This window comes from Mesotoga sp., from assembly GCF_035363035.1.
Taxonomy (GTDB): Bacteria; Thermotogota; Thermotogae; order Petrotogales; family Kosmotogaceae; genus Mesotoga.
Genome location: NZ_DAOSEH010000002.1, coordinates 11909 through 29898, shown reverse-complemented (window position 1 = coordinate 29898; position 17990 = coordinate 11909). Strand labels below are relative to the sequence as shown.

21 protein-coding genes are annotated in these 17990 nt (G+C 48.4%); 17 read left to right on the top strand and 4 right to left on the bottom strand.

Annotation, left to right across the window (positions count from 1 at the left end; all coding sequences use genetic code 11):
* The first annotated feature begins 9 nt into the window (after window positions 1–9).
* The 3 genes from PKX57_RS00585 (at window position 10) to PKX57_RS00575 (ending at window position 1825) form a co-directional block, all read left to right on the top strand.
* On the top strand, window positions 10–621 hold the full coding sequence (locus PKX57_RS00585; RefSeq protein WP_213922235.1) for a TMEM175 family protein: 612 nt from the start codon (window positions 10–12) through the stop codon (window positions 619–621).
* Between the two features lie 56 nt (window positions 622–677).
* Window positions 678–1028: a DUF4345 family protein gene (locus PKX57_RS00580; RefSeq protein WP_470745526.1), complete on the top strand. Its 351-nt coding sequence runs from the start codon at window positions 678–680 to the stop codon at window positions 1026–1028.
* Between the two features lie 83 nt (window positions 1029–1111).
* On the top strand, window positions 1112–1825 hold the full coding sequence (locus PKX57_RS00575) for an N-acetyltransferase (protein ID WP_169699210.1): 714 nt from the start codon (window positions 1112–1114) through the stop codon (window positions 1823–1825).
* Between the two features lie 15 nt (window positions 1826–1840).
* Here the strand turns inward: PKX57_RS00575 and PKX57_RS00570 are convergent, their stop codons facing one another.
* Both PKX57_RS00570 and PKX57_RS00565 read right to left on the bottom strand, forming a co-directional pair.
* Window positions 1841–2266 carry a hypothetical protein gene (locus tag PKX57_RS00570; RefSeq protein WP_231936663.1) on the bottom strand — a complete coding sequence of 142 codons (426 nt, stop codon included), beginning with the start codon at window positions 2264–2266 and terminating at the stop codon, window positions 1841–1843.
* Window positions 2267–2571: 305 nt separating this feature from the next.
* Complete coding sequence (locus PKX57_RS00565) at window positions 2572–3375, bottom strand: hypothetical protein (protein WP_213922231.1); 804 nt, start codon at window positions 3373–3375, stop codon at window positions 2572–2574.
* Between the two features lie 120 nt (window positions 3376–3495).
* Here PKX57_RS00565 and PKX57_RS00560 point away from each other — a divergent pair, with 120 nt between their 5' ends.
* The 5 genes from PKX57_RS00560 to PKX57_RS00540 all read left to right on the top strand — a co-directional run bounded on the left by PKX57_RS00560 (window position 3496) and on the right by PKX57_RS00540 (window position 8678).
* On the top strand, window positions 3496–4152 hold the full coding sequence (locus PKX57_RS00560; protein WP_213922241.1) for a YggS family pyridoxal phosphate-dependent enzyme: 657 nt from the start codon (window positions 3496–3498) through the stop codon (window positions 4150–4152).
* Window positions 4153–4213: 61 nt separating this feature from the next.
* Complete coding sequence (locus tag PKX57_RS00555) at window positions 4214–6085, top strand: polysaccharide biosynthesis protein (protein WP_472415766.1); 1872 nt, start codon at window positions 4214–4216, stop codon at window positions 6083–6085.
* Window positions 6082–6621, top strand: coding sequence for a hypothetical protein (locus PKX57_RS00550; RefSeq protein WP_472413962.1), 540 nt, complete (start codon window positions 6082–6084; stop codon window positions 6619–6621). Before PKX57_RS00555 ends, PKX57_RS00550 begins: the two co-directional genes overlap by 4 nt.
* Window positions 6622–7785, top strand: a complete 1164-nt coding sequence (locus PKX57_RS00545; RefSeq protein WP_213922228.1) for a DegT/DnrJ/EryC1/StrS family aminotransferase — start codon at window positions 6622–6624, stop codon at window positions 7783–7785.
* Window positions 7785–8678, top strand: a complete 894-nt coding sequence (locus PKX57_RS00540) for an undecaprenyl/decaprenyl-phosphate alpha-N-acetylglucosaminyl 1-phosphate transferase (RefSeq protein WP_213922227.1) — start codon at window positions 7785–7787, stop codon at window positions 8676–8678. The genes PKX57_RS00545 and PKX57_RS00540 overlap by 1 nt, the downstream gene beginning before the upstream one ends.
* Here PKX57_RS00540 and PKX57_RS00535 read toward each other — a convergent pair.
* Entirely contained in the window at window positions 8671–9603 is a 933-nt protein-coding gene (locus PKX57_RS00535) for a magnesium transporter CorA family protein (RefSeq protein ID WP_472415764.1), read from the bottom strand. The genes PKX57_RS00540 and PKX57_RS00535 overlap by 8 nt on opposite strands.
* A 65-nt stretch (window positions 9604–9668) precedes the next feature.
* Here PKX57_RS00535 and PKX57_RS00530 point away from each other — a divergent pair, with 65 nt between their 5' ends.
* The 9 genes from PKX57_RS00530 (at window position 9669) to PKX57_RS00490 (ending at window position 16862) form a co-directional block, all read left to right on the top strand.
* Window positions 9669–9797 carry a hypothetical protein gene (locus PKX57_RS00530; RefSeq protein ID WP_470745529.1) on the top strand — a complete coding sequence of 43 codons (129 nt, stop codon included), beginning with the start codon at window positions 9669–9671 and terminating at the stop codon, window positions 9795–9797.
* A gap of 36 nt (window positions 9798–9833) precedes the next feature.
* Window positions 9834–10946 (top strand): metallophosphoesterase, encoded by a 1113-nt coding sequence (locus PKX57_RS00525; RefSeq protein WP_472414743.1) that lies wholly within the window; start codon window positions 9834–9836, stop codon window positions 10944–10946.
* A 271-nt stretch (window positions 10947–11217) separates the two neighbouring features.
* Window positions 11218–12045, top strand: coding sequence for a phosphate ABC transporter substrate-binding protein PstS family protein (locus PKX57_RS00520; protein ID WP_213922224.1), 828 nt, complete (start codon window positions 11218–11220; stop codon window positions 12043–12045).
* A 16-nt stretch (window positions 12046–12061) separates the two neighbouring features.
* Entirely contained in the window at window positions 12062–12937 is an 876-nt protein-coding gene (gene pstC, locus PKX57_RS00515; RefSeq protein ID WP_213922223.1) for a phosphate ABC transporter permease subunit PstC, read from the top strand.
* The gene (pstA, locus tag PKX57_RS00510) at window positions 12934–13770 is read left to right on the top strand and encodes a phosphate ABC transporter permease PstA (RefSeq protein ID WP_213922222.1); all 837 of its coding nucleotides are present in this window, start codon (window positions 12934–12936) and stop codon (window positions 13768–13770) included. Before pstC ends, pstA begins: the two co-directional genes overlap by 4 nt.
* A 1-nt stretch (window position 13771) precedes the next feature.
* Window positions 13772–14524, top strand: a complete 753-nt coding sequence (gene pstB / locus PKX57_RS00505) for a phosphate ABC transporter ATP-binding protein PstB (RefSeq protein WP_472415762.1) — start codon at window positions 13772–13774, stop codon at window positions 14522–14524.
* A 15-nt stretch (window positions 14525–14539) separates the two neighbouring features.
* Window positions 14540–15217 carry a phosphate signaling complex protein PhoU gene (phoU, locus tag PKX57_RS00500; RefSeq protein WP_213922220.1) on the top strand — a complete coding sequence of 226 codons (678 nt, stop codon included), beginning with the start codon at window positions 14540–14542 and terminating at the stop codon, window positions 15215–15217.
* Complete coding sequence (locus tag PKX57_RS00495; protein ID WP_213922219.1) at window positions 15214–15888, top strand: response regulator; 675 nt, start codon at window positions 15214–15216, stop codon at window positions 15886–15888. Before phoU ends, PKX57_RS00495 begins: the two co-directional genes overlap by 4 nt.
* The gene (locus PKX57_RS00490) at window positions 15885–16862 is read left to right on the top strand and encodes an ATP-binding protein (RefSeq protein ID WP_213922218.1); all 978 of its coding nucleotides are present in this window, start codon (window positions 15885–15887) and stop codon (window positions 16860–16862) included. The genes PKX57_RS00495 and PKX57_RS00490 overlap by 4 nt, the downstream gene beginning before the upstream one ends.
* A gap of 36 nt (window positions 16863–16898) precedes the next feature.
* On the opposite strand, the gene PKX57_RS00485 is transcribed toward PKX57_RS00490, so the two are convergent.
* Complete coding sequence (locus PKX57_RS00485) at window positions 16899–17903, bottom strand: hypothetical protein (protein ID WP_213922217.1); 1005 nt, start codon at window positions 17901–17903, stop codon at window positions 16899–16901.
* Between the last annotated feature and the right edge of the window lie 87 nt (window positions 17904–17990).

The window sequence follows — 17990 nt, the reverse complement described above, 5'->3', positions numbered from 1 at the left end:
GAGCGAGATTTGAGGTTTTCATCTTCAGACCGGCAGACCAATGTCAACAGGCTGGAGGCGCTGACCGACGGAGTCTTTTCAATAGCCATAACTCTCCTTGTACTCACAATAAGGATTCCGGAACCGGGGGAGATAGTCTCTCAGAAAGAGCTCATCAAATATATCCTCAGCCTCGACTACGAGCTGTTCAGTTACTGCATCTCCTTTTTCGTGGTTGGATCGCTCTGGATTTCAGGGAACAAACGAATGAAGTTGTTGAGGAAAACCGATGATCTTCATCTGTGGTTAAGCCTCACGAGCCTTCTATTTATAACTCTCATTCCGTTGACCACGTCTCTGTTAAGCGATTACGGGGATTTCGAATTTGTCGAGCTTCTCTTCCACGGAAATATTTTGATGCTTGAAATCATAACCTTAATTGAGTGGGAGTACCTGATAAGAAAGACCGATCTCGTTCAAGAGGAGGTTCTAAGCAATCTGGATATCCGAAACACCAGAAAGAAGAACCTTTTCTCCGTCTCCGTTCCTATACTTGGAATGTTGATCAGTATCTTGACTCCCGCATGGAGCAATCTGGTCTATTTGCTGCTTTTTTTCAGATCTCTTATAATCCGCTATTGATTTGCTATCGAAACATTGTACTGCTAGAATAATATAGAATTCCGGGGGGCGTGAATATGGTGCTCACTATAGCCAAGTTTATTATCTCTATTCTCACGGCAACAACGGGTTTATACATAATAATCAGACCTCAATCCTACGCCAGGCTGGCCGGATTTTCTGCCGGTGGAGATAGGGGAAGGGTAGAGATCAGAACCATTATGGGAGGAGCTTTCTTGGGTCTTGGTCTGGCTCCCGTTATTCTTTTCAATTATCCGATCGCACTGACGTTCGTTGGGGTGGTCTATATCTTTGTCGCCTTAACGCGTCTGGTATCGCTTTTTCTGGATAGGTCCTTTGAGTTTTCCAGCATCATGTTTCTAATTGTTGAAGCAAGCTTCGGATTGATCATGGTGATTCCGTCTTAGTGCCTTCTCGATCTTTCTGAATTCAGTTGTGATAAAGACACTATACGTTTGTTTTCTGTCCCGAAAGAATGGAGGTACTCAATTTGAAAGAGGAAGAAATGAAACTCAGAATACTCGAAGAATGGACCGGGTACATGGGTATCGATTCGACTGCCCTGGAAAGAGAATCGGTTTTGTTAATTCCAGGAAAGAAGAGTGAGAGCGGTCGGGTTAGTGTTTTCTCTTTTGAAAACAAAATAGTCCTGATTTTCGATCCCGCACTCGAAAGTATCGTGAGAAACTTCGAAAAGCTATCCGAATTCAGTGTTGAAAAGATCCCCGCTCTATCCGGAGGATCGCTGAGGAGGGGGCGGAAAACTTCGATAAAATATTTAAATCCCTCCAATTTCGTACCTTACGACCCGCCCGATGAATTCATTGTTCGCAGGTTGAATCTGGGCGACAGGACGGCGTTTTATAATTTCAGAAGTCATTGCACGCGCGAGGATCTGGCGGAAGGATATGTAGAGCTCAATCATGTCGCGGTTTTCGGAGCGTTTTACGAAAGAGAAATAGTCGCCGTTTCCAGCATCATCAAATGGGGGAAGATCGCCGATATTGGTATTATAACCATTCCCGACTTTAGGGAACTCGGACTTGGCAAGGCTCTGGGTTCTAAATCTAGCGAATGGGGAATTTTAAGCAAAAACCTGGTTCAATACAGACACGACGTACTGAATTACGGCTCACTTAAGGTTTCTCGTGCCCTCGGATTCAAGGAGTATATGGTTCAACAGGATTTTTATCTGGTGCGTTGAACCCGAGGGAATGTATCACTTTCTCACGATTGAATAGACTACCGAATCGATAACTTCCTCTCTGAAAACGGACAATCCGGCATTTTTGAGCCACTGATCGTACCAGCTTTTTAGCGGTCTGAAAATGTACTCACCATCTTCCAGGTTTTCTCCAATAACCACGGGAAAACCGTCGCCTTTGAGGTCCGAGAAAACCGAACGGGCCGATTCCTCTTCGCTCAACTCGGTAATTATTAGGCCCATGCCATCGGTTTTAATGGAACGCGAGATCTTCAACAGAATTTTCGACCAGAGCTCGGGCGGAATACGTTGCAGAAGATCTACCGCCACAAAACCTTCAAATATGCCAAGAAAGTTGAAATCGGCCATCTCTATGTTCATTATCCGGATTCCCTTCTGTTGCTGCTCCTTTCTGTTGCAGGAGACTCCCACTATTCGCATGCCCATATCCCGCAAAAGTGGCCAAAGACTGCAGATACCACACCCAAAATCCGCAACGATTGAGGATTCCTCAATAAATCCCACCATTCGAAGCAGATAGTCCTTGAGTTTCTCGGAACTTGCCGCACTTCGTGTGGGTCGACCTAATATATCTTTTTTATATTTTTCGAGCCATTCCCGTCTCTTCAATTGTCTCACCTTCCATGGAAATTTTATCGGAGACGCACCTATAAACAAACAAAAAGAACGACTCTAGTTTTTCTGATCAAAACTGATCAAAAGAGTCGTTCTTACATAAAACCGGCTTAAAAATTGTACTTGACTTCTATTTTCCTGCTAACTGAGCCTCCGAAGCCATAAGTAACGTCTGCGAAGAATTCGTAATTGCTGTCTCTGCCAGCCGTGTAATTTGTAGTTGTGAGTGCCGTTTGCCCATCCTGGAAGGGCATATCTAGTACGTCTATCACTTCACCCTGATTCATAACCCGTACTGAAGCTTTAGCGATTTTGAGCTGACTGTTTTGAATAAAAGAGGTTGTTATCAGATGAAAAGAGTAAAGCAAATCGTTCTGGTCCTGCTGCCAGGCTCTGCCTGAGATTTCAAAGTTCTGTATACGGTAATTCTCGGGAGGTATTTGAAAACGGTCGCTCATTATTTCTCGGGATCCTTCCCGTACCAAGATCTGCCCGCTGTAAATTCCAAACGGAGAAATGGATAGTTCGATAAAGGAAACTCCATCTTCCCTATCGAGTTCCAGGGTTCTTGTTGAACCGGCTTCGTCGTTCAAGACGAGAAATACGTCGCTTCCTTCTTTATACTCGGAAAATGTGAAAAGCGACTTCACGATCACTTCGTCGAACCCGACGCTTACAGTAAAGAACTCTTTCGACTTCAATAATCTGTACGGCTCTTCTACAAGATTGCGGAGATTGTCAACTGCATTCTGGATACTCCCCATGCGCGTCTGGAGATTGGAAACACTTTCTTCCAGCTTGCTGGCCGATAGAAGAAGTTCTTTCAAGGCGAGTCTGTCTTGAATGAATAAAAACACCGAGAATATGAGTATGGCGATCAAGAGGGCAAAAATAAATATAATGCTCGATTTCACGGAATAAAACCTCCTTTCGTTTGTATGGATCTCCGCAACGGAATAATAACATGAAAATAGTGACAGACTTACGGTAGAAGTCACCGGAACAAATATATAATTGATCGGGAGGTTGTGAAGTTGATCGTAGATAACGTGAGAAGATTGAGGGCAGAGATTCCCGATTATGTTACACTTATTGCCGCAACCAAGACCAGGAGTGTTCAGGAGATTCTGGAACTCCTCGACAGCGGTGTCATAGACCTTGGAGAGAACTATGTACAGGAGGCACAGGAAAAGCATAGTGCGATAGGCATTAAAGCCCGCTGGCACTGTATAGGTCACCTTCAGACTAACAAAGTGAAAAAGGCGGTCGAAATATTCGATATAATTCAGACTGTCGATTCCGTGAAACTGGCCGTCGAAATCGATAAGAGAGCGGGAGCGATCGGAAAGAAAATGCCCCTGTTGATAGAAATAAACAGCGCCAGAGAAGAGAACAAGAGCGGCGTATATCCCGAAAAATCCCCTGAACTGCTAGAAGAAATCTCCCATCTCGAAAATATCATCGTCGTCGGTCTTATGACCATGGGGCCGGTGACAGATGACGTCGAAGGAATCAGACCCCATCTGAGACTCACTCGAAGGTTATTCGAAGAGATAGGTACCTCGGGGATCGAGAATGTGGAGATGAGATATCTTTCGATGGGAATGTCCAATTCTTACAGGGTTGCGATAGAGGAAGGATCGAACATGGTGAGACTGGGAACGATCATATTCGGAGAGCGCAAGTATTGAACTCAGTTCCGATTCCCCGTTCCGTAGCTGTTGTGCTAGAATCTCTTCCGAGGTGAATGTATTGTTCAAGTTGAAAGCTCTGACCGGCATGAGGAGAAATGTGGCGCTTCTCCTTCTCGATTTTCTTCTCATATACCTTGCTTACGTTATGGGGATGTACTTCAGGTACGGTATATTCAATCTGTACGAGCCGGAATTCTTCGTGAACGGCATTTTTTTCAGTCTTTTCATAGTTATATCGTTGGCCTTGAACGGCACCTACAAAATAGCTTGGAGTTACAGCTATTTCAGAGACTACTGGATCGTCATCCGGGGAATTGCGACAGGTTTCGTAGCCGGATTTGGGGTCGGAAGGCTACTCATTCTCTTGAACATAAAGCTTTTAACGGTCCCTTTCACTGTTTCAAGCATGGCCGCTATCGGTTCGGCCTTTCTTATAATCTGGTCGAGAATAATGTGGTTGAGCTTTATCAACAGGAGGCATCACGCGCTTGCAGCATCGGAAAGAGTGCTGATAGTGGGTGCCGGAGACGCCGGAACATCTCTCGCCGAAGAACTGGCCCACCATCCCGAAAACGGTGTAGTGGTAGGTTTTGTTGACGACTCCCCCAGAAAGCTCCATCGCAGAATTAGGGGAATTCAAGTTCTCGGAGATTCGACGCAGATAATGGAACTGGTCGAAGGATTCAAGATCGATAAGGTGATAGTTGCAATACCCTCGGCCGACTCGCAGACTTTGAGGAAGATCTTCTCACACATCGATACCAAGAAAATAAAAGTACAGACTCTTCCCAGCATGACCGAAATAATAGACGGTAAGGCCAAACTGGGCTATCTTCGGGAGATAGATATAGAAGACCTACTCGGTAGGGAGTCCGTAAAGGTCGATCTGGCTTCACTAAAAAACTACATAGTCGGAAGAGTTGTTCTTGTGACCGGTGCTGGAGGTAGCATAGGCAGCGAGCTTTGCAAGCAGATAGCTCCATTAGGTCCAGGCAAACTGCTTCTTCTGGGCAAAGGTGAGAACAGTATATATGAAATAAAGCAGGAGATTTCAAAACAATATCCGGATATCCCTCTGAAACAGCTAATAGGAGATGTCCAGGACAAAGACCGGATGGAGTATATCTTTAAAACCCATAGACCGTCGTTGATATTCCACGCGGCCGCTCACAAACACGTCCCGCTGATGGAAGAAAACCCCACTGAGGCCTTCCGGGTGAATTCTCTTGGCTCATTAAATATTGCCTTGATGGCTCACAGATACTCGGCCGAGGCCATGGTTATGATTTCGACTGACAAAGCGATCAACCCTTCTTCTATCATGGGCGTTTCGAAAAGGCTGGCCGAGGAGTTCGTCAGGTCGATCGCCGAAAACAGCGCCACACGCTTTGGGATAGTGAGGTTCGGTAACGTACTCGGTAGCCGCGGCAGTGTCATACCCCTCTTCAAAAAGCAGATACAATCTGGTGGTCCGGTAACAGTTACCGATCCGAGAATGACCAGATACTTCATGACCATACCCGAAGCCGTTTCTCTAGTTCTTCAGGCCGGTGCATACGCCACAGGAGGCGATATTTTCGTTCTGGATATGGGCGAGCCGGTCAAGATATCGACTCTGGCGAGAGAGATGATCACACTCGCCGGTTATGTGCCAGAACAGGAGATAATGATAGAGTACACCGGAGCCAGGCCGGGGGAGAAGCTTTTCGAGGAGCTAGTCATGACCGACGAGGCCCTATCGAAGACTAAACATCCCAAAATCTTCAAATTGAACGGGCAGACCGTTCTCGGTGAAAAAGAGATGGAAGAGTTGGTTTCGAAGCTCGAGCTTGCAATACGTAACAGCGATTATGCAGTCCTGAACGGAATAATACAAGGATTTATGCCCGATGCGACGGCCAGAATCAAGACGGGGGGAGATTTTTCATGAACTGGTATTTGAACTTCGTGAGAGGCTATCCCTTCATATCGGCCATGATTCAATTCGCCGTTCTCGGCACCCTGGGCGATCTTGTCAGCAAGAAACTTTCGGGATCGAAGGAGAGCGTCTCCATGTCGCTCTTTCTGTCGAAGATGCTGGTCTGGGCCGTTCTCTCGATCTTCATAAAAGTGGCCTTCATAGGTTTCGAGGGGTTTGTCAACACTCTCGTTCTCAACAGAGTTTTGCCGGAGGTCTTCTTCGAAAAAGCTTTCCTCAACGCTCTGGCGCGTTCGGTGGCCATGAACCTTCAATTCGGTGTCTTTCTCGTTCTTTTCCACAGACTTCTAGACAACATCGTTGAACGCAAGAGGAACTGGAAGAAGCTCGATTCGGCCTTTCTCTCGCTTCTTTGGTTCTGGATACCGGCCCACACGGTCACTTTCATGCTTCCAAAAGATTATCAGATAGGGCTTGCGGCCCTATGGTCGTTCATGTTAGGTCTTCTTCTATCAACTTTTGCGCGTTCTACCAGGGAGGTGGAGTAATTGCTGGTTCCCCTTGCCAGGCCCGATATCACAGAGAGAGAAATCGAGGCCGTTGCCGGTCTCATGGACTCGGGAATCCTGTCTATAGGTCCGAAGGTAGTGGAATTCGAGAGGATCATCGCCGATTATGTCGGATTGAAATATGCGATCGCCGTGAACAGTGGTACAAGCGCTCTCCATCTTATCGTGAGGTCCGTCGGTCTGGACAGGGGAAAGGTTATGCTGACCAGCCCCTTCACGTTCGTCTCTTCTGCGAATGTCGCTATATACGAGGGAGCCATACCGGTCTTCGCCGATATCGACGAAAAGACCTACAACATCTCTCCCGAAACGCTTGATGAAGCGCTCGAGGAGTATTCGAGAAAGGGTCTCGAGACTGAAAAGCTGTCTCTAAAAGGTTTCCTGCCCGATCTCTTCATGGGTGTCGATATTTTCGGCCACCCGATGGACTGGGAGGGGATCGAAGCGATCTGCCAGAAGTACGCGATCCCGATAGTCGAGGATTCCTGCGAGGCTCTGGGCAGCGGTTATCTCGGTAGGAGGGCCGGGTCCTTCGGACTTGCCGGCGCCTTCGCTTTTTACCCCAACAAACAGATAACTACCGGTGAGGGCGGCATCATCGTAACGGACGATCCGTCTATAGCCGAGCTTTCCAGGAGCATGAGAAACCAGGGCCGTGGCGTCGCTGAAGACTGGCTGGAACACGTTAGGCTTGGCTACAACTATCGTCTGGACGAGCTTTCTGCCGCCCTGGGCGTCGAACAGATGAAAAGGATCGACGAAATACTCCAGAAGCGCAGAGTCGTGGCCGACCGCTACTCCGCCTTGCTCTCGAAGATCGGAGGAGTTACCGTTCCTTACCTCGAAGATTACGTGACTTCAATGGGGTGGTTTGTGTACGTGATAAGGCTTGATGAGCGGATCGACAGGGGGCGGTTTATGGATCAGCTGAGAGAAAACGGGGTGCAGTGTCGCGAGTACTTCAGACCGGTTCATCTCCAGCCTTTCTACATAGAGGAGTTCGGTTACCGCGAGGGAAGCTTTCCTGTGACGGAGAGAGTTTCAAGGCAAACTGTGGCCATTCCCTTCTTCAGCAACCTCTCTCCCGATGAACAGGAGTACGTCGCACAGGTCGTAGCGAAGACCGTCGAAAGGGTCGGATAATGGAAGTAATAATAGCCTTCGGTCTGTCTCTGGTTTTCAACTATATCTTCAAGATACTCGGAACGAAGCTGGGTTTCGTCGATAAACCAGCCGGAGCGCTCAAACCTCACGAAAAGCCTATACCTTATCTCGGTGGAACGGCCATACTTCTGTCGATCTCACCATGGTTCCTCAACTATCCCGAGTACTTCTTTCCTTTCATCGTTATGTGGACGGTAGGTTTTGTTGACGACAAAAGGGGACTCTCGCCCAAAGTGAGGCTTTTCATGGAGCTGGCCGGTGGCTTTTCGATATCCTACATAATCTTCGGTTATTCCTTCTTCGATTCGACCATACTCGCCTTCGTTTTCGCTGTAGCGGTCAACGCTTACAACATGGTGGACGGTCTTGATGGCATCTGTGCGGGAAACACGATCATCTTCGCGATCTTCGCCTTCATTGCGGGATTTTCTCCCGACATATCGCTGGCTATCGCCGGCGCTTTTGCCGGTTATCTAATGTACAACTTTCCTCCCGCGAAGATTTTCATGGGAGATCAGGGGTCGTATCTTGCCGGAACTTTCGTGGGATTGCTTCTAATACAGAGCTGGGAAAGCCAGAATTTCGTCAGGATCGCCGCCTTCTGCTGGCCGGTCGTGCTGGATCTCTTCATAGGTTTCGCCAGACGTTCGCTGGCAGGAAAATCGCCCCTGAAAGGAGACAGAGACCATTATTACGACAAGATCTTTGCGATCACCGGCAAAAAAAAGAGGGCTACGTTTTTTATAACCTCTTCGATAGCCCTCTTTTATGCTTTGGTAGGCTTTCTTCTACCGGTAACCGCGATCCCCTTCGTTCTTATGGCCTCATCTGTTGTGCAGGTTTTTCTGCTCAAATCGCTACGCTCTACTTGAACCACCTTATCTTGAAAAGGATGAACCCGACGATAATGGCTGCCAGACCGGAAAGCCCCATCGACCAGTAGAAGATGCTCGGACTGTCCATGAAGGGAAGACTCACATTCATTCCGTAGATCGAGGCGATGAGCGTCGGTATCTGCAGCGTGAGAGTAACGATCGTGAGTATCTTCATCACTACGTTCAGGTTGTTCGATATAACCGAAGCGAAGGCGTCCATCATACCGGTCAGTATGTCGCTGTAGATGTTTGCCATCTCGATGGCTTGCCTGTTTTCGATGGATATGTCCTCGAAGAGTTCCTCGTCTTCTTCGTAAAGGGTAAGTATGTGGGCCCTTTTTAGCTTCTCGTACATCAGTTCATTGGATCTCAGAGATGTCGTGAAGAAGACCAGAGATTTTTCGAGGTTCAGCATGGCCACCAGCTCCTTGTTCCTTGTAGAGCGGTGGAGCTCCGACTCTATCTCGTTTGAAAGCCGCCTGATCTCTTTGAGATATCTCAGGTAATAAACCGTTCCCCTGTCGAAGATTCTCAGCAGGAATCTGTTGCGTTTTTTTGTGGAAACGTCCCTGACGCGCCCTTCGATAAGATCTTCGAGGATGGCGCTTTTAAAACTACTGACGGTGACGAAGTAGCCTGACTTCATGGCTATACCAAGAGTCATAGTCTTGTACGGAACGGCTTTGTCTTCACTGTCGAAGTAGGGGAGTTTGGTGATGATATATACGAGGTCCTCGTCCTGCTCGAACCTCGCTCTCTCTTCCTGGTCGAGAGAGTCGTACACAAAGTCCTCTTCAAAACCCATTTCCTTGAGAAAGGATATATCTTCGCTGTTCGGAGAAGTGATATTTATCCAGCAGCCTTCTATGGGTGTATCGATAGAATTCAACTTACCGTATTCAGATACCAGTATCTCTCGCACATTGTTTACCTCCTTCTTGTTATCAAGTCAAGGATTGGTTTCCCCGTCCCGAGAAGGAGGTCTCAATGGACGAGAAAGATCAAGGTGGCGGTTCACTCTCGCTACTGTATAATTCCATGTATCTCACCTCCAGCTTCAGAATTATAGCACGTAGAGCAGCGGTGGACCTTGAGAAGTTTGAAAAACACATCTGAAGTATTCCTTGTTTAAGCGTTTCCTCTACCGTCCAGGTGCTTCACTACTTCAGGCCGGACAGGTTACAATTGATCTTGAAGGAGTTGAAGGAGTTGATGAAAGTGAGGAAATTCTTGGTTGTGTTGATTTCGATGATCGCCTGTCTTACTTTTGGCGTTTATCTCAGCGATGTCACCGGCGAGCAGATCACTATTACATGGTTCACCGAGGAACCTTCCGATTCCTACCTGATCGTCTATGACGGATCGAACGAGTGGATACATTCCGAGACTGAAGTAACGCTCCACAGATTCCGTGTTTCCGGCCTGAGACCGGGCACGAGTTATGCGTACATCGTGAAGAGCATGCGGGGAGACAGCCTCGTTTACAGAGGCGGTGGAGTGCTGACGACCTCGCCTCAGAGGAACTCTCCCTTTAGATTCGCAGCTTACGGCGACAGCAGGAGCGATCTCGAGGTCCATAAAGCCGTAACAGCGGCCATTGCAGCAGAGAACGCCTCTCTGGTGATAAACACAGGAGACCTGGTTTCCAGCGATGATGATCTGGAAAGCTGGAAAGACTTCATGCAGGCCGTTGAGAACCTCTCCAGCGGCGTTTACTACAGTGCCATCGGCAACCACGAAAGCGATGCGATCAATTACCTTAGATTCTTCGCATATCCGGGAAACGAACGCTACTACAGTTTCTGGTACGGTGATATCTTTTTCGTCTGTTTGAACACGAATGAATCCTTCGATAAATACTCACAACAGTATACCTGGTTACTCACAGAGCTCGAGAAGGCGGCCGTTCTCGATCCTGCCTTCACAATCGTCTTCTTCCACCACCCTCCTTACAGTTTTGGGCCACACGGCGATCACTTTTATGTGAAAGAGTACCTGGTGCCGGTCTTTGAAAGCTACGGCGTCGATATAGTTCTGAACGGCCACGATCACGGCTACCAGAGGATAGAGAGAAACGGAGTGAACTATATAATAACGGCCGGCGGTGGCGCTCCCCTCTACGAGATCCTGCCCGGGCCGGGGTTGAAGGCTTACGGCCAGTCATACCACTATGTTCTGTTCGAATACACCCTTGACGGTATTTCCATCCAGGCTAAAACGCCGCAAGGAGAGATCATAGACAGCCTCTTCGTCAGGAGACGTTAACCGAGTGTTTTGACAGCTCAACCCGATTAACATTATTAACGCCGGTATAATTTACACTACCTTGATCGACAAAACCCACCACCGATGGGAGTAACGCGGGTAATATTCAGGCAAACTTCCCGCGATAACGGGAAGCGGCAAAAGGCTTTTTCCTACTGACCGCTTCTAAAGCCGGTTTTGCGAAGGATCCGGTCATTAATACTCGACTAAAACTCGAATAACGCTCCCGGAGTATAAACGTATTGTAGAAAAACTTCGGGAGGTGCAAAAGATGAAAAAGACAGTTATAGCTATTGCTCTGGCGACTCTTTCGGTGGTACTGGCATTCGGTTCAACACTGGTTATAAAAGGTTCCAACACAGTGTACCCGGTCGCTCAGCTATGGGCCGAGGCCTTCAAGGCTCTCAAACCCGGGGTGGAGATCTCCATCGAAGGTGCTGGATCCTCGACTGGTATCAAAGCTCTTTTCAACGGTCAGACAGATATCGCCAACTCCAGCAGGTGGATCAAACCTTCGGAAATCGAACAGATGAACAGAGACGGAAAGTACTTCGTTCCATACATTGTGGCCTACGACGGTATAGCCATCATCGTCAACAGATCTCTGGCGATTGACAACATAACGCTTCAACAGCTCTACGATATCTATTCTGGGAAAGTGACGACCTGGAACCAGATAGATTCATCACTTCCCAGGGTAAGGATCGTTCCGTTCTCGAGGGACAACGCTTCCGGGACTTTCGAATACTTTATAGAGCATGTCATGAAAGGTGATAAACTCGCACCACAGGTTCAACAGCTCGCCTCCACCAGGGCCGAAGTAGAACAGGTAGTTCAGAACAATTACGCGATCGGCTACATAGGTATGGGTTATATCACAGGAGAGGTCAAGGCGCTCACTGTCGAAGGAGTCGAACCGACCGTTGCAAACGTTAATGCAGGAACATACCCGGTATCCAGACCGCTCTTCATGTTCGTGAATGCCACGAATGGACTTCCAACGGGAGTAGTGGCCGATTTCCTGAGATACGCTCTTTCGCCGGAAGGTCAGGCAGCCGTTCTCACAGTTGGATACGTAAACGCATACGGCACGAAATAAGATTGGATGAGTCCGGTTGCGAAGAAAGAGAGTTGAACTATCGGCGAAAGTCCTGGTGACTTTCGCCGCTTTGCTGACATCTATTATAGTCTTCGGGATCTTTTACTTCCTTATATCTGACGGGGTGCGTGTATTTGGAAGAGTATCGCCGAAAGACTTCTTATTCAGCGCCCGCTGGTACCCCACCTACGAGGATGCCGAGTTTGGAATCCTCGCCTTGCTCGCTGGCACTCTGAGCGTTACAGGATTAACTCTGGTTATAGCGATTCCTCTGGGTTTTGTCTGCGCGATCTTTCTGGCCGAGTTCAGTGGCAGGAAAAGCCACGATGCCATCAAATATATCTTCGAACTCATGGCCGGCATCCCGTCCGTTGTGCTGGGAAGTTTCGGTCTCAAGTACGTCTCCAGATGGCTGATGGAACATTTCCCTCTCCATGTATGGACCGGGCTGAACGTTATGAACGCCTCTTTAATGCTCTCTATACTCGCGATGCCGTACTTTGTTACTCTCGTGGAAGATGCCCTGAGAGCTGTTCCTAGGGATCAGAAAGAGGCTTCTCTAGCTCTGGGTGCGAATATGACGGGCACGATTTTCAGGATACTCTTACCTCAGGCAAGGAGCGGCATACTGAACGCGATCATACTGGGAACCAACAGGGTTATCGGTGAGACCATGGTAGTTCTCATGGTTGCTGGAGGAGCGACCATGGTGCCTTCCACGATCTTCGATCCCGTGAGGCCGCTCACTTCGGCGATCGCCGGAGAGATGGGAGAGGTCGAGCTGGGAAGCACACATTATTTTGCCCTTTTCATGATCGGTGTTGTACTTCTGGCGATTTCGACTGTTTTCACTCTGATAGCCATGAAGCTAAAAAGGAGTAAAGGAAAATGAAGATAGACGCAATCGTGAAGATAACCTTCGCCGTTGTTTCATACACCTTGATCGGCCTTATAGTGGCTTTGATAGGCTTTCTGATAGTCAACGGTTTGGACAATATCGATCTGGAGTTCCTGACGGCTTTCCCAAGGAATTCGATGACCGGGGGCGGGATCTGGCCGGCGCTGGTCGGAACGGTTTACTTCGTGGCGGTAGCTCTTTTGTTCTCTATACCTGTTGGAATACTGGCGGCCGTTTATCTGAGCGAATACAGCAAAGATACCGCCTTCAAAAGACTTATACTCACCGCCAACAACATTCTGGCCGGGATCCCCTCGGTTGTTTTCGGCCTGTTCGGCCTATCACTCTTCTCGATCACTTTCGGGTTCGGAACGTCGGTTCTGGCCGGCGGTCTCACACTGGGAATTATGTCGCTCCCCTACATAATATCCAACACCCACGAAAGCCTGACGGCAGTTCCCTATTCGTACAGAGAAGCATCCCTCGCACTGGGCGCAAACAGGGCCGAGACGTCTTTTAGAATAGTGCTGCCGGCCTCTTTCTCTCGTATTTTAACCGGAGTGATTATAGCGATTGGGAGGATAATAGGCGAAACGGCACCCGTACTCTTCACCGGAGCGGCCTTTTATATAACCAGGAACCCCACCGGTCCCTTCGAACCGGCCATGGCCTTACCGACACATATATTCGTTCTTTCGGCCGTCTATCCCGATAATGTGACCCCTAAACTCGAAGGTAGCATATCTCTCCTCTTGATCATAGTGGTGGTTCTCTTCTTGCTTGTTGCCATTAGACGGAGAAAGGAAACGAAGAAGCTGGAGGTGTAAGGTGGAAGATACGATCTTCGTGATAGATGAATTGAACGTATTCTACGGTGAAAAGCATGCATTGAAAGATGTGACGTGCGAGATACCCCGAAGGAAGGTGACTGCCGTCGTCGGTCCTTCCGGTTGTGGGAAATCGACCTTTCTCAGGGTGTTGAACAGGATGAACGATTTGATCCCGACTTACAGACACACCGGTTCCATCAAACTTCTCGGCAAAGAAACGCTCACGATGGACGCGGTCTCTTTGAGAAAACAGGTGGGGATGGTCTTTCAGAAGCCCAATCCCTTTCCCAAAACCATACAGGATAATGTAACGTACGGACCGAGAATACACGGTGTGAAAAACCGCCAGAGACTGAAAGAGATAGCCGAGCGATCCCTCAAGCAGGCGGCGCTCTGGGATGAAGTGAAGGACGAACTAAAGAAGAACGCGCTGAACCTCTCAGGAGGACAGCAACAGAGGCTCTGCATTGCAAGGGCGCTGTCGGTGGAACCGGAAGTCCTGCTGCTTGACGAACCTACCAGCGCTCTGGACCCCATCGCAACGCAGAAGATAGAAAAACTTATCGAAGAACTCTCTGAAAGGTATACTATAATAATAGTTACCCACAATTTGCAGCAGGCTCTGAGGATTTCTGATTACTTGATGTTCTTCTATGTTGGTGAACTGGTCGAGTTCGATGCGACCGAGAAGATAACTACTAACCCGTCAGATCCGAGAACCAGCGACTATTTGAGGGGTATTTTCAGCTAACGGGGAGTGGTAAGCATGACTCAAGAAAGGCAGCGCCACCTTGAAGCGGGTTTCAACAGGTTGAAATCGATGCTATCGGACATGATAGAGAACGTCAGATCAAGCCTCGTAAAGGCGATCGATTCTTTAGACAGACTCGACGGAGACTCCGCCAGAACTGTTATAGACGGTGACCAAATTATTGACGACCTTCAACGCAAAATGGATTTAGAAATATGCAACTATATAGGGAGGTTCCAGCCCCTTGCCGAAGACCTGAGATATGTCCTGACCATGATGAAGCTCGCCACCGATCTCGAGAGAATAGGAGACCTGGCCGTCAACATCGCCGAAGTCGCCGTGAGGTACGAAAATCAGACGCTGGTAAAGCCGTTGGTCCACATCAAGAAAATGACCGCAGTGGTAGAGAACATGCTCGATGAGATCATCAAGGCCTACTATAACAGAGATATCGAAGTTACCAGGAAAGTCTGGAGCGAAGATGCCAAGGTCGATGAATACTATGTTTACATAAAGCGCGAGGTTCGCGATAAACTGGTCAACATGACCGACCCAAAAGCCATCGCCCAACTGCTGGATCTTCTGCTCGTTGCGAGGTTTCTCGAAAGGGCCGGCGATCACGCAACCAATATCGCCGAGGAGATCTACTACATCGCGAAAGGCGCTAATCTCAAGGAGGAAATGCGACGTTGAGAGTTTTAATAGTGGACGACGATCCAGATATTCTGAACATTATCAGAACGGCCTGCGAAAGCGAAAGCATGGAGGTAGATACCGCAACCAGCGCCGAAGAACTCTGGCGGGCTTTACAGTCGGACAGACCGGACGTTATTCTTCTGGATATCATGCTTCCCGATGCCAGCGGGCTCGATCTGATAAAGAGGATACGCTCGACAAACCCGAACATTCCCATAATCTTCCTGACGGCCCGAAAGTCCGATCTGGACATGATACTGGGACTGGAATTGGGGGCCGACGATTACGTTACCAAACCCTTCAATCCGCGTGCACTGGTAGCCAGGATAAAGGCCGTTCTTAGGCGCACAGAAGTTTCCGGAAAACTCGAAGAACAATTAGTCATAGGTGAGGCGCTGGTGAATCTGAAGTCTTACACCGTCACGCGAAACGGGGTCTCGGAAGAACTCACCAGAAGGGAATTCGAATTGTTGAAAATACTGGCCGAGAACCCCGGAAGGGTCTTCACCCGGGAAGAACTACTCGACAAAGTCTGGGGAATCGATTTCTACGGGGATTTCAGAACCGTCGATGTCCATATAAGCAAACTCAGAGAGAAGGTAGGCGAGAAGTTTATCAGGACAGTCAGAGGCGTGGGGTACAAATTCGTTCCCGGTGACGCGAAATGAACGAGCCTCTCCTGAACGAGCTCAGCGAAGGGATTCTCAAGGTCGATGAGGGACTGGCTATTGTCGAGGCCAACTCTTCGGCCAGAAAACTGCTGGGAGAGGTCGAGGGCAAGGCACTCCCCGATGGCTTGCACGTTCAGGGAATATCTAAGATCGTGGATAGTTTCATATCGGAGTTGAAGTTCGAGACCGATACGATCTATGTCAAAGACGATATGACCCTTTACCTGCGTGTGAAGGTAGTTCCGCCTTACATAGTAATGAGAAACATAACAAACGAGAAGCTCTTCGAGAACGCCAAGATGGACTTCGTGAACTCCATAGTTCATGAATTCTCCACTCCCCTGGCCGTCATAAACGGTTACGTCCAACTTCTAATCGAAAAAAGGGAAAAACTTCCCGAAGAAGTACTAGAGACGATTGTAAGAATATCCAGATCGACTAACAGGCTTGCTCGTCTTGTGGAAGAACTGGGTTTACTCTCTAACCTCGAACTGCAAAACTACAGAGTGAAGGTAGAGACGGTGAATCTGAGAGAACTGGTCGATGAAGCCATAGGCGATCTCGAAAGCAAATGGAAGCGGAAGAAACTGCAGATCGAAGTATCCGTCTCACCGGACATCTATGCCGCGGCCGACTCTATGCTTCTCTTCAGAATAATTTCCAACCTCATTTCAAACGCCGTTAAATACTCCAGTATCGGAGAAAAGATCGAAATCACGTCTTACGAAACTGACCGGAAGATTTTTCTCTCCGTCAAAGACAACGGAATTGGAATCAAGAGCGACGAACTTCCCAGGGTTTTCGAGAGGTTCTACCGCGCCAGCAACGCTAAAACATCAGGTTCCTCGGGCCTGGGGCTAGGTCTTTCGCTGGTAAAGCACGCTTTGAACCTGATCGGTGGTACGATAGATATAAGGTCTCGCTACATGCTTGGAACAACGGTCACTATAAGCTTCCCGAAGAAGATATGACGCCAGGAGCCGTCCTTCGGAAGAGCGATAAGAGCGTTAGGAACTGCTCTCCGTCTTCACCTGGACGATTATCTCGTAATTACCTGTGGAGATGATGGAGAAGTAGAAGGTTCCGCTCCTGTGAAGATAAATCTCTCTAGCACCGGGTGATGTCGCCGTGAGCAGCGTTTCTTCGATGCTTCCGTCGTAGGCGTTGTAGAGTGTAAGCGAGAAGAAACTTCCCTCGTGGCTCAGATTTATCCTCCATTCTCCGGTCGGTACGGTGAAAGGCTCGGTAAAGTCGGTAGATGAACCCGAGAAACTCACGATCGTATTCCACTGTTCGTTTGTGGCAGTTGGTGACTCTTCTACAACTCGACCCTTCTCCGGGGCAAAGATTTCGTTGATGGTGTAAGATTTCTCGCTTTGCATTGCATCATGATCATATTTAGGGCCCTTCTCCGGTTCAAGATCATAAATCCCGCTCTCCAGTCGCTTCGCTCGGCCCGCGCTGTATATGGAGACGATCGTTGTGAACCTTCTTTCACGGATTGTGCTTCTTTTCTGCAATGGCCCATTCGGGGGTGCTTCGTATTTACCAAACCGCTCCAGCCATTTCAACAACGACGATTCCCTGCAGCTTTCCAGAAGTGCCTTACCGTTTTCTAGAAGCAGGAGATTCGCGTTGACATACCCTGTCTCGTATCGAAGCCATAGATATGCCGGTCTATGACTTCCCACAGCGTTCTGCGAGGTTTCAAAGGAGATCGAGAAATCCCGATCTCGCAGAAGCCTGTCAAGAAAAGAACTGTCAAGTTGCTCCGTGCTCAGTCCAGCCATACATAAGGTTAACGGTTGGCCGTTATCCAGAAACATCAACGAATTTCCAGCGCCAACCAGAAGAAGCGGACAGCGAAACACTTCCCTATCTCCAGGATAGAGATCGAAGTATTCTCTGTAGTAAGAGAGAGGTTCACCATCTTTGAAGGTTACCGTCAGCGGGGTTAGAGCGATCAACGAAACAGAGACCGTCACAATCAAAAGAAAGACCGTTGCTTTCATCTATCCTCCCTTTTTTTGCTCGTTTCTCTTTCCCCTCTGGATAACAAAATGGAAAAGCATGACTCCTGACGAAAGAAATTTAATGCT

Excerpts from the sequence above, each read along its gene's own strand:
- PKX57_RS00580 (WP_470745526.1), top strand. The coding sequence starts at position 678 with ATGGTGCTCACTATAGCCAAGTTTATTATCTCTATTCTCACGGCAACA.
- PKX57_RS00570 (WP_231936663.1), bottom strand. The coding sequence starts at position 2,266 with ATGCGAATAGTGGGAGTCTCCTGCAACAGAAAGGAGCAGCAACAGAAG.
- PKX57_RS00550 (WP_472413962.1), top strand. The coding sequence starts at position 6,082 with ATGAACTGGTATTTGAACTTCGTGAGAGGCTATCCCTTCATATCGGCC.
- PKX57_RS00540 (WP_213922227.1), top strand. The coding sequence starts at position 7,785 with ATGGAAGTAATAATAGCCTTCGGTCTGTCTCTGGTTTTCAACTATATC.
- PKX57_RS00530 (WP_470745529.1), top strand. The coding sequence starts at position 9,669 with ATGGACGAGAAAGATCAAGGTGGCGGTTCACTCTCGCTACTGTATAAT.
- PKX57_RS00520 (WP_213922224.1), top strand. The coding sequence starts at position 11,218 with ATGAAAAAGACAGTTATAGCTATTGCTCTGGCGACTCTTTCGGTGGTA.
- pstA (WP_213922222.1), top strand. The coding sequence starts at position 12,934 with ATGAAGATAGACGCAATCGTGAAGATAACCTTCGCCGTTGTTTCATAC.
- phoU (WP_213922220.1), top strand. The coding sequence starts at position 14,540 with ATGACTCAAGAAAGGCAGCGCCACCTTGAAGCGGGTTTCAACAGGTTG.
- PKX57_RS00490 (WP_213922218.1), top strand. The coding sequence starts at position 15,885 with ATGAACGAGCCTCTCCTGAACGAGCTCAGCGAAGGGATTCTCAAGGTC.
- PKX57_RS00485 (WP_213922217.1), bottom strand. The coding sequence starts at position 17,903 with ATGAAAGCAACGGTCTTTCTTTTGATTGTGACGGTCTCTGTTTCGTTG.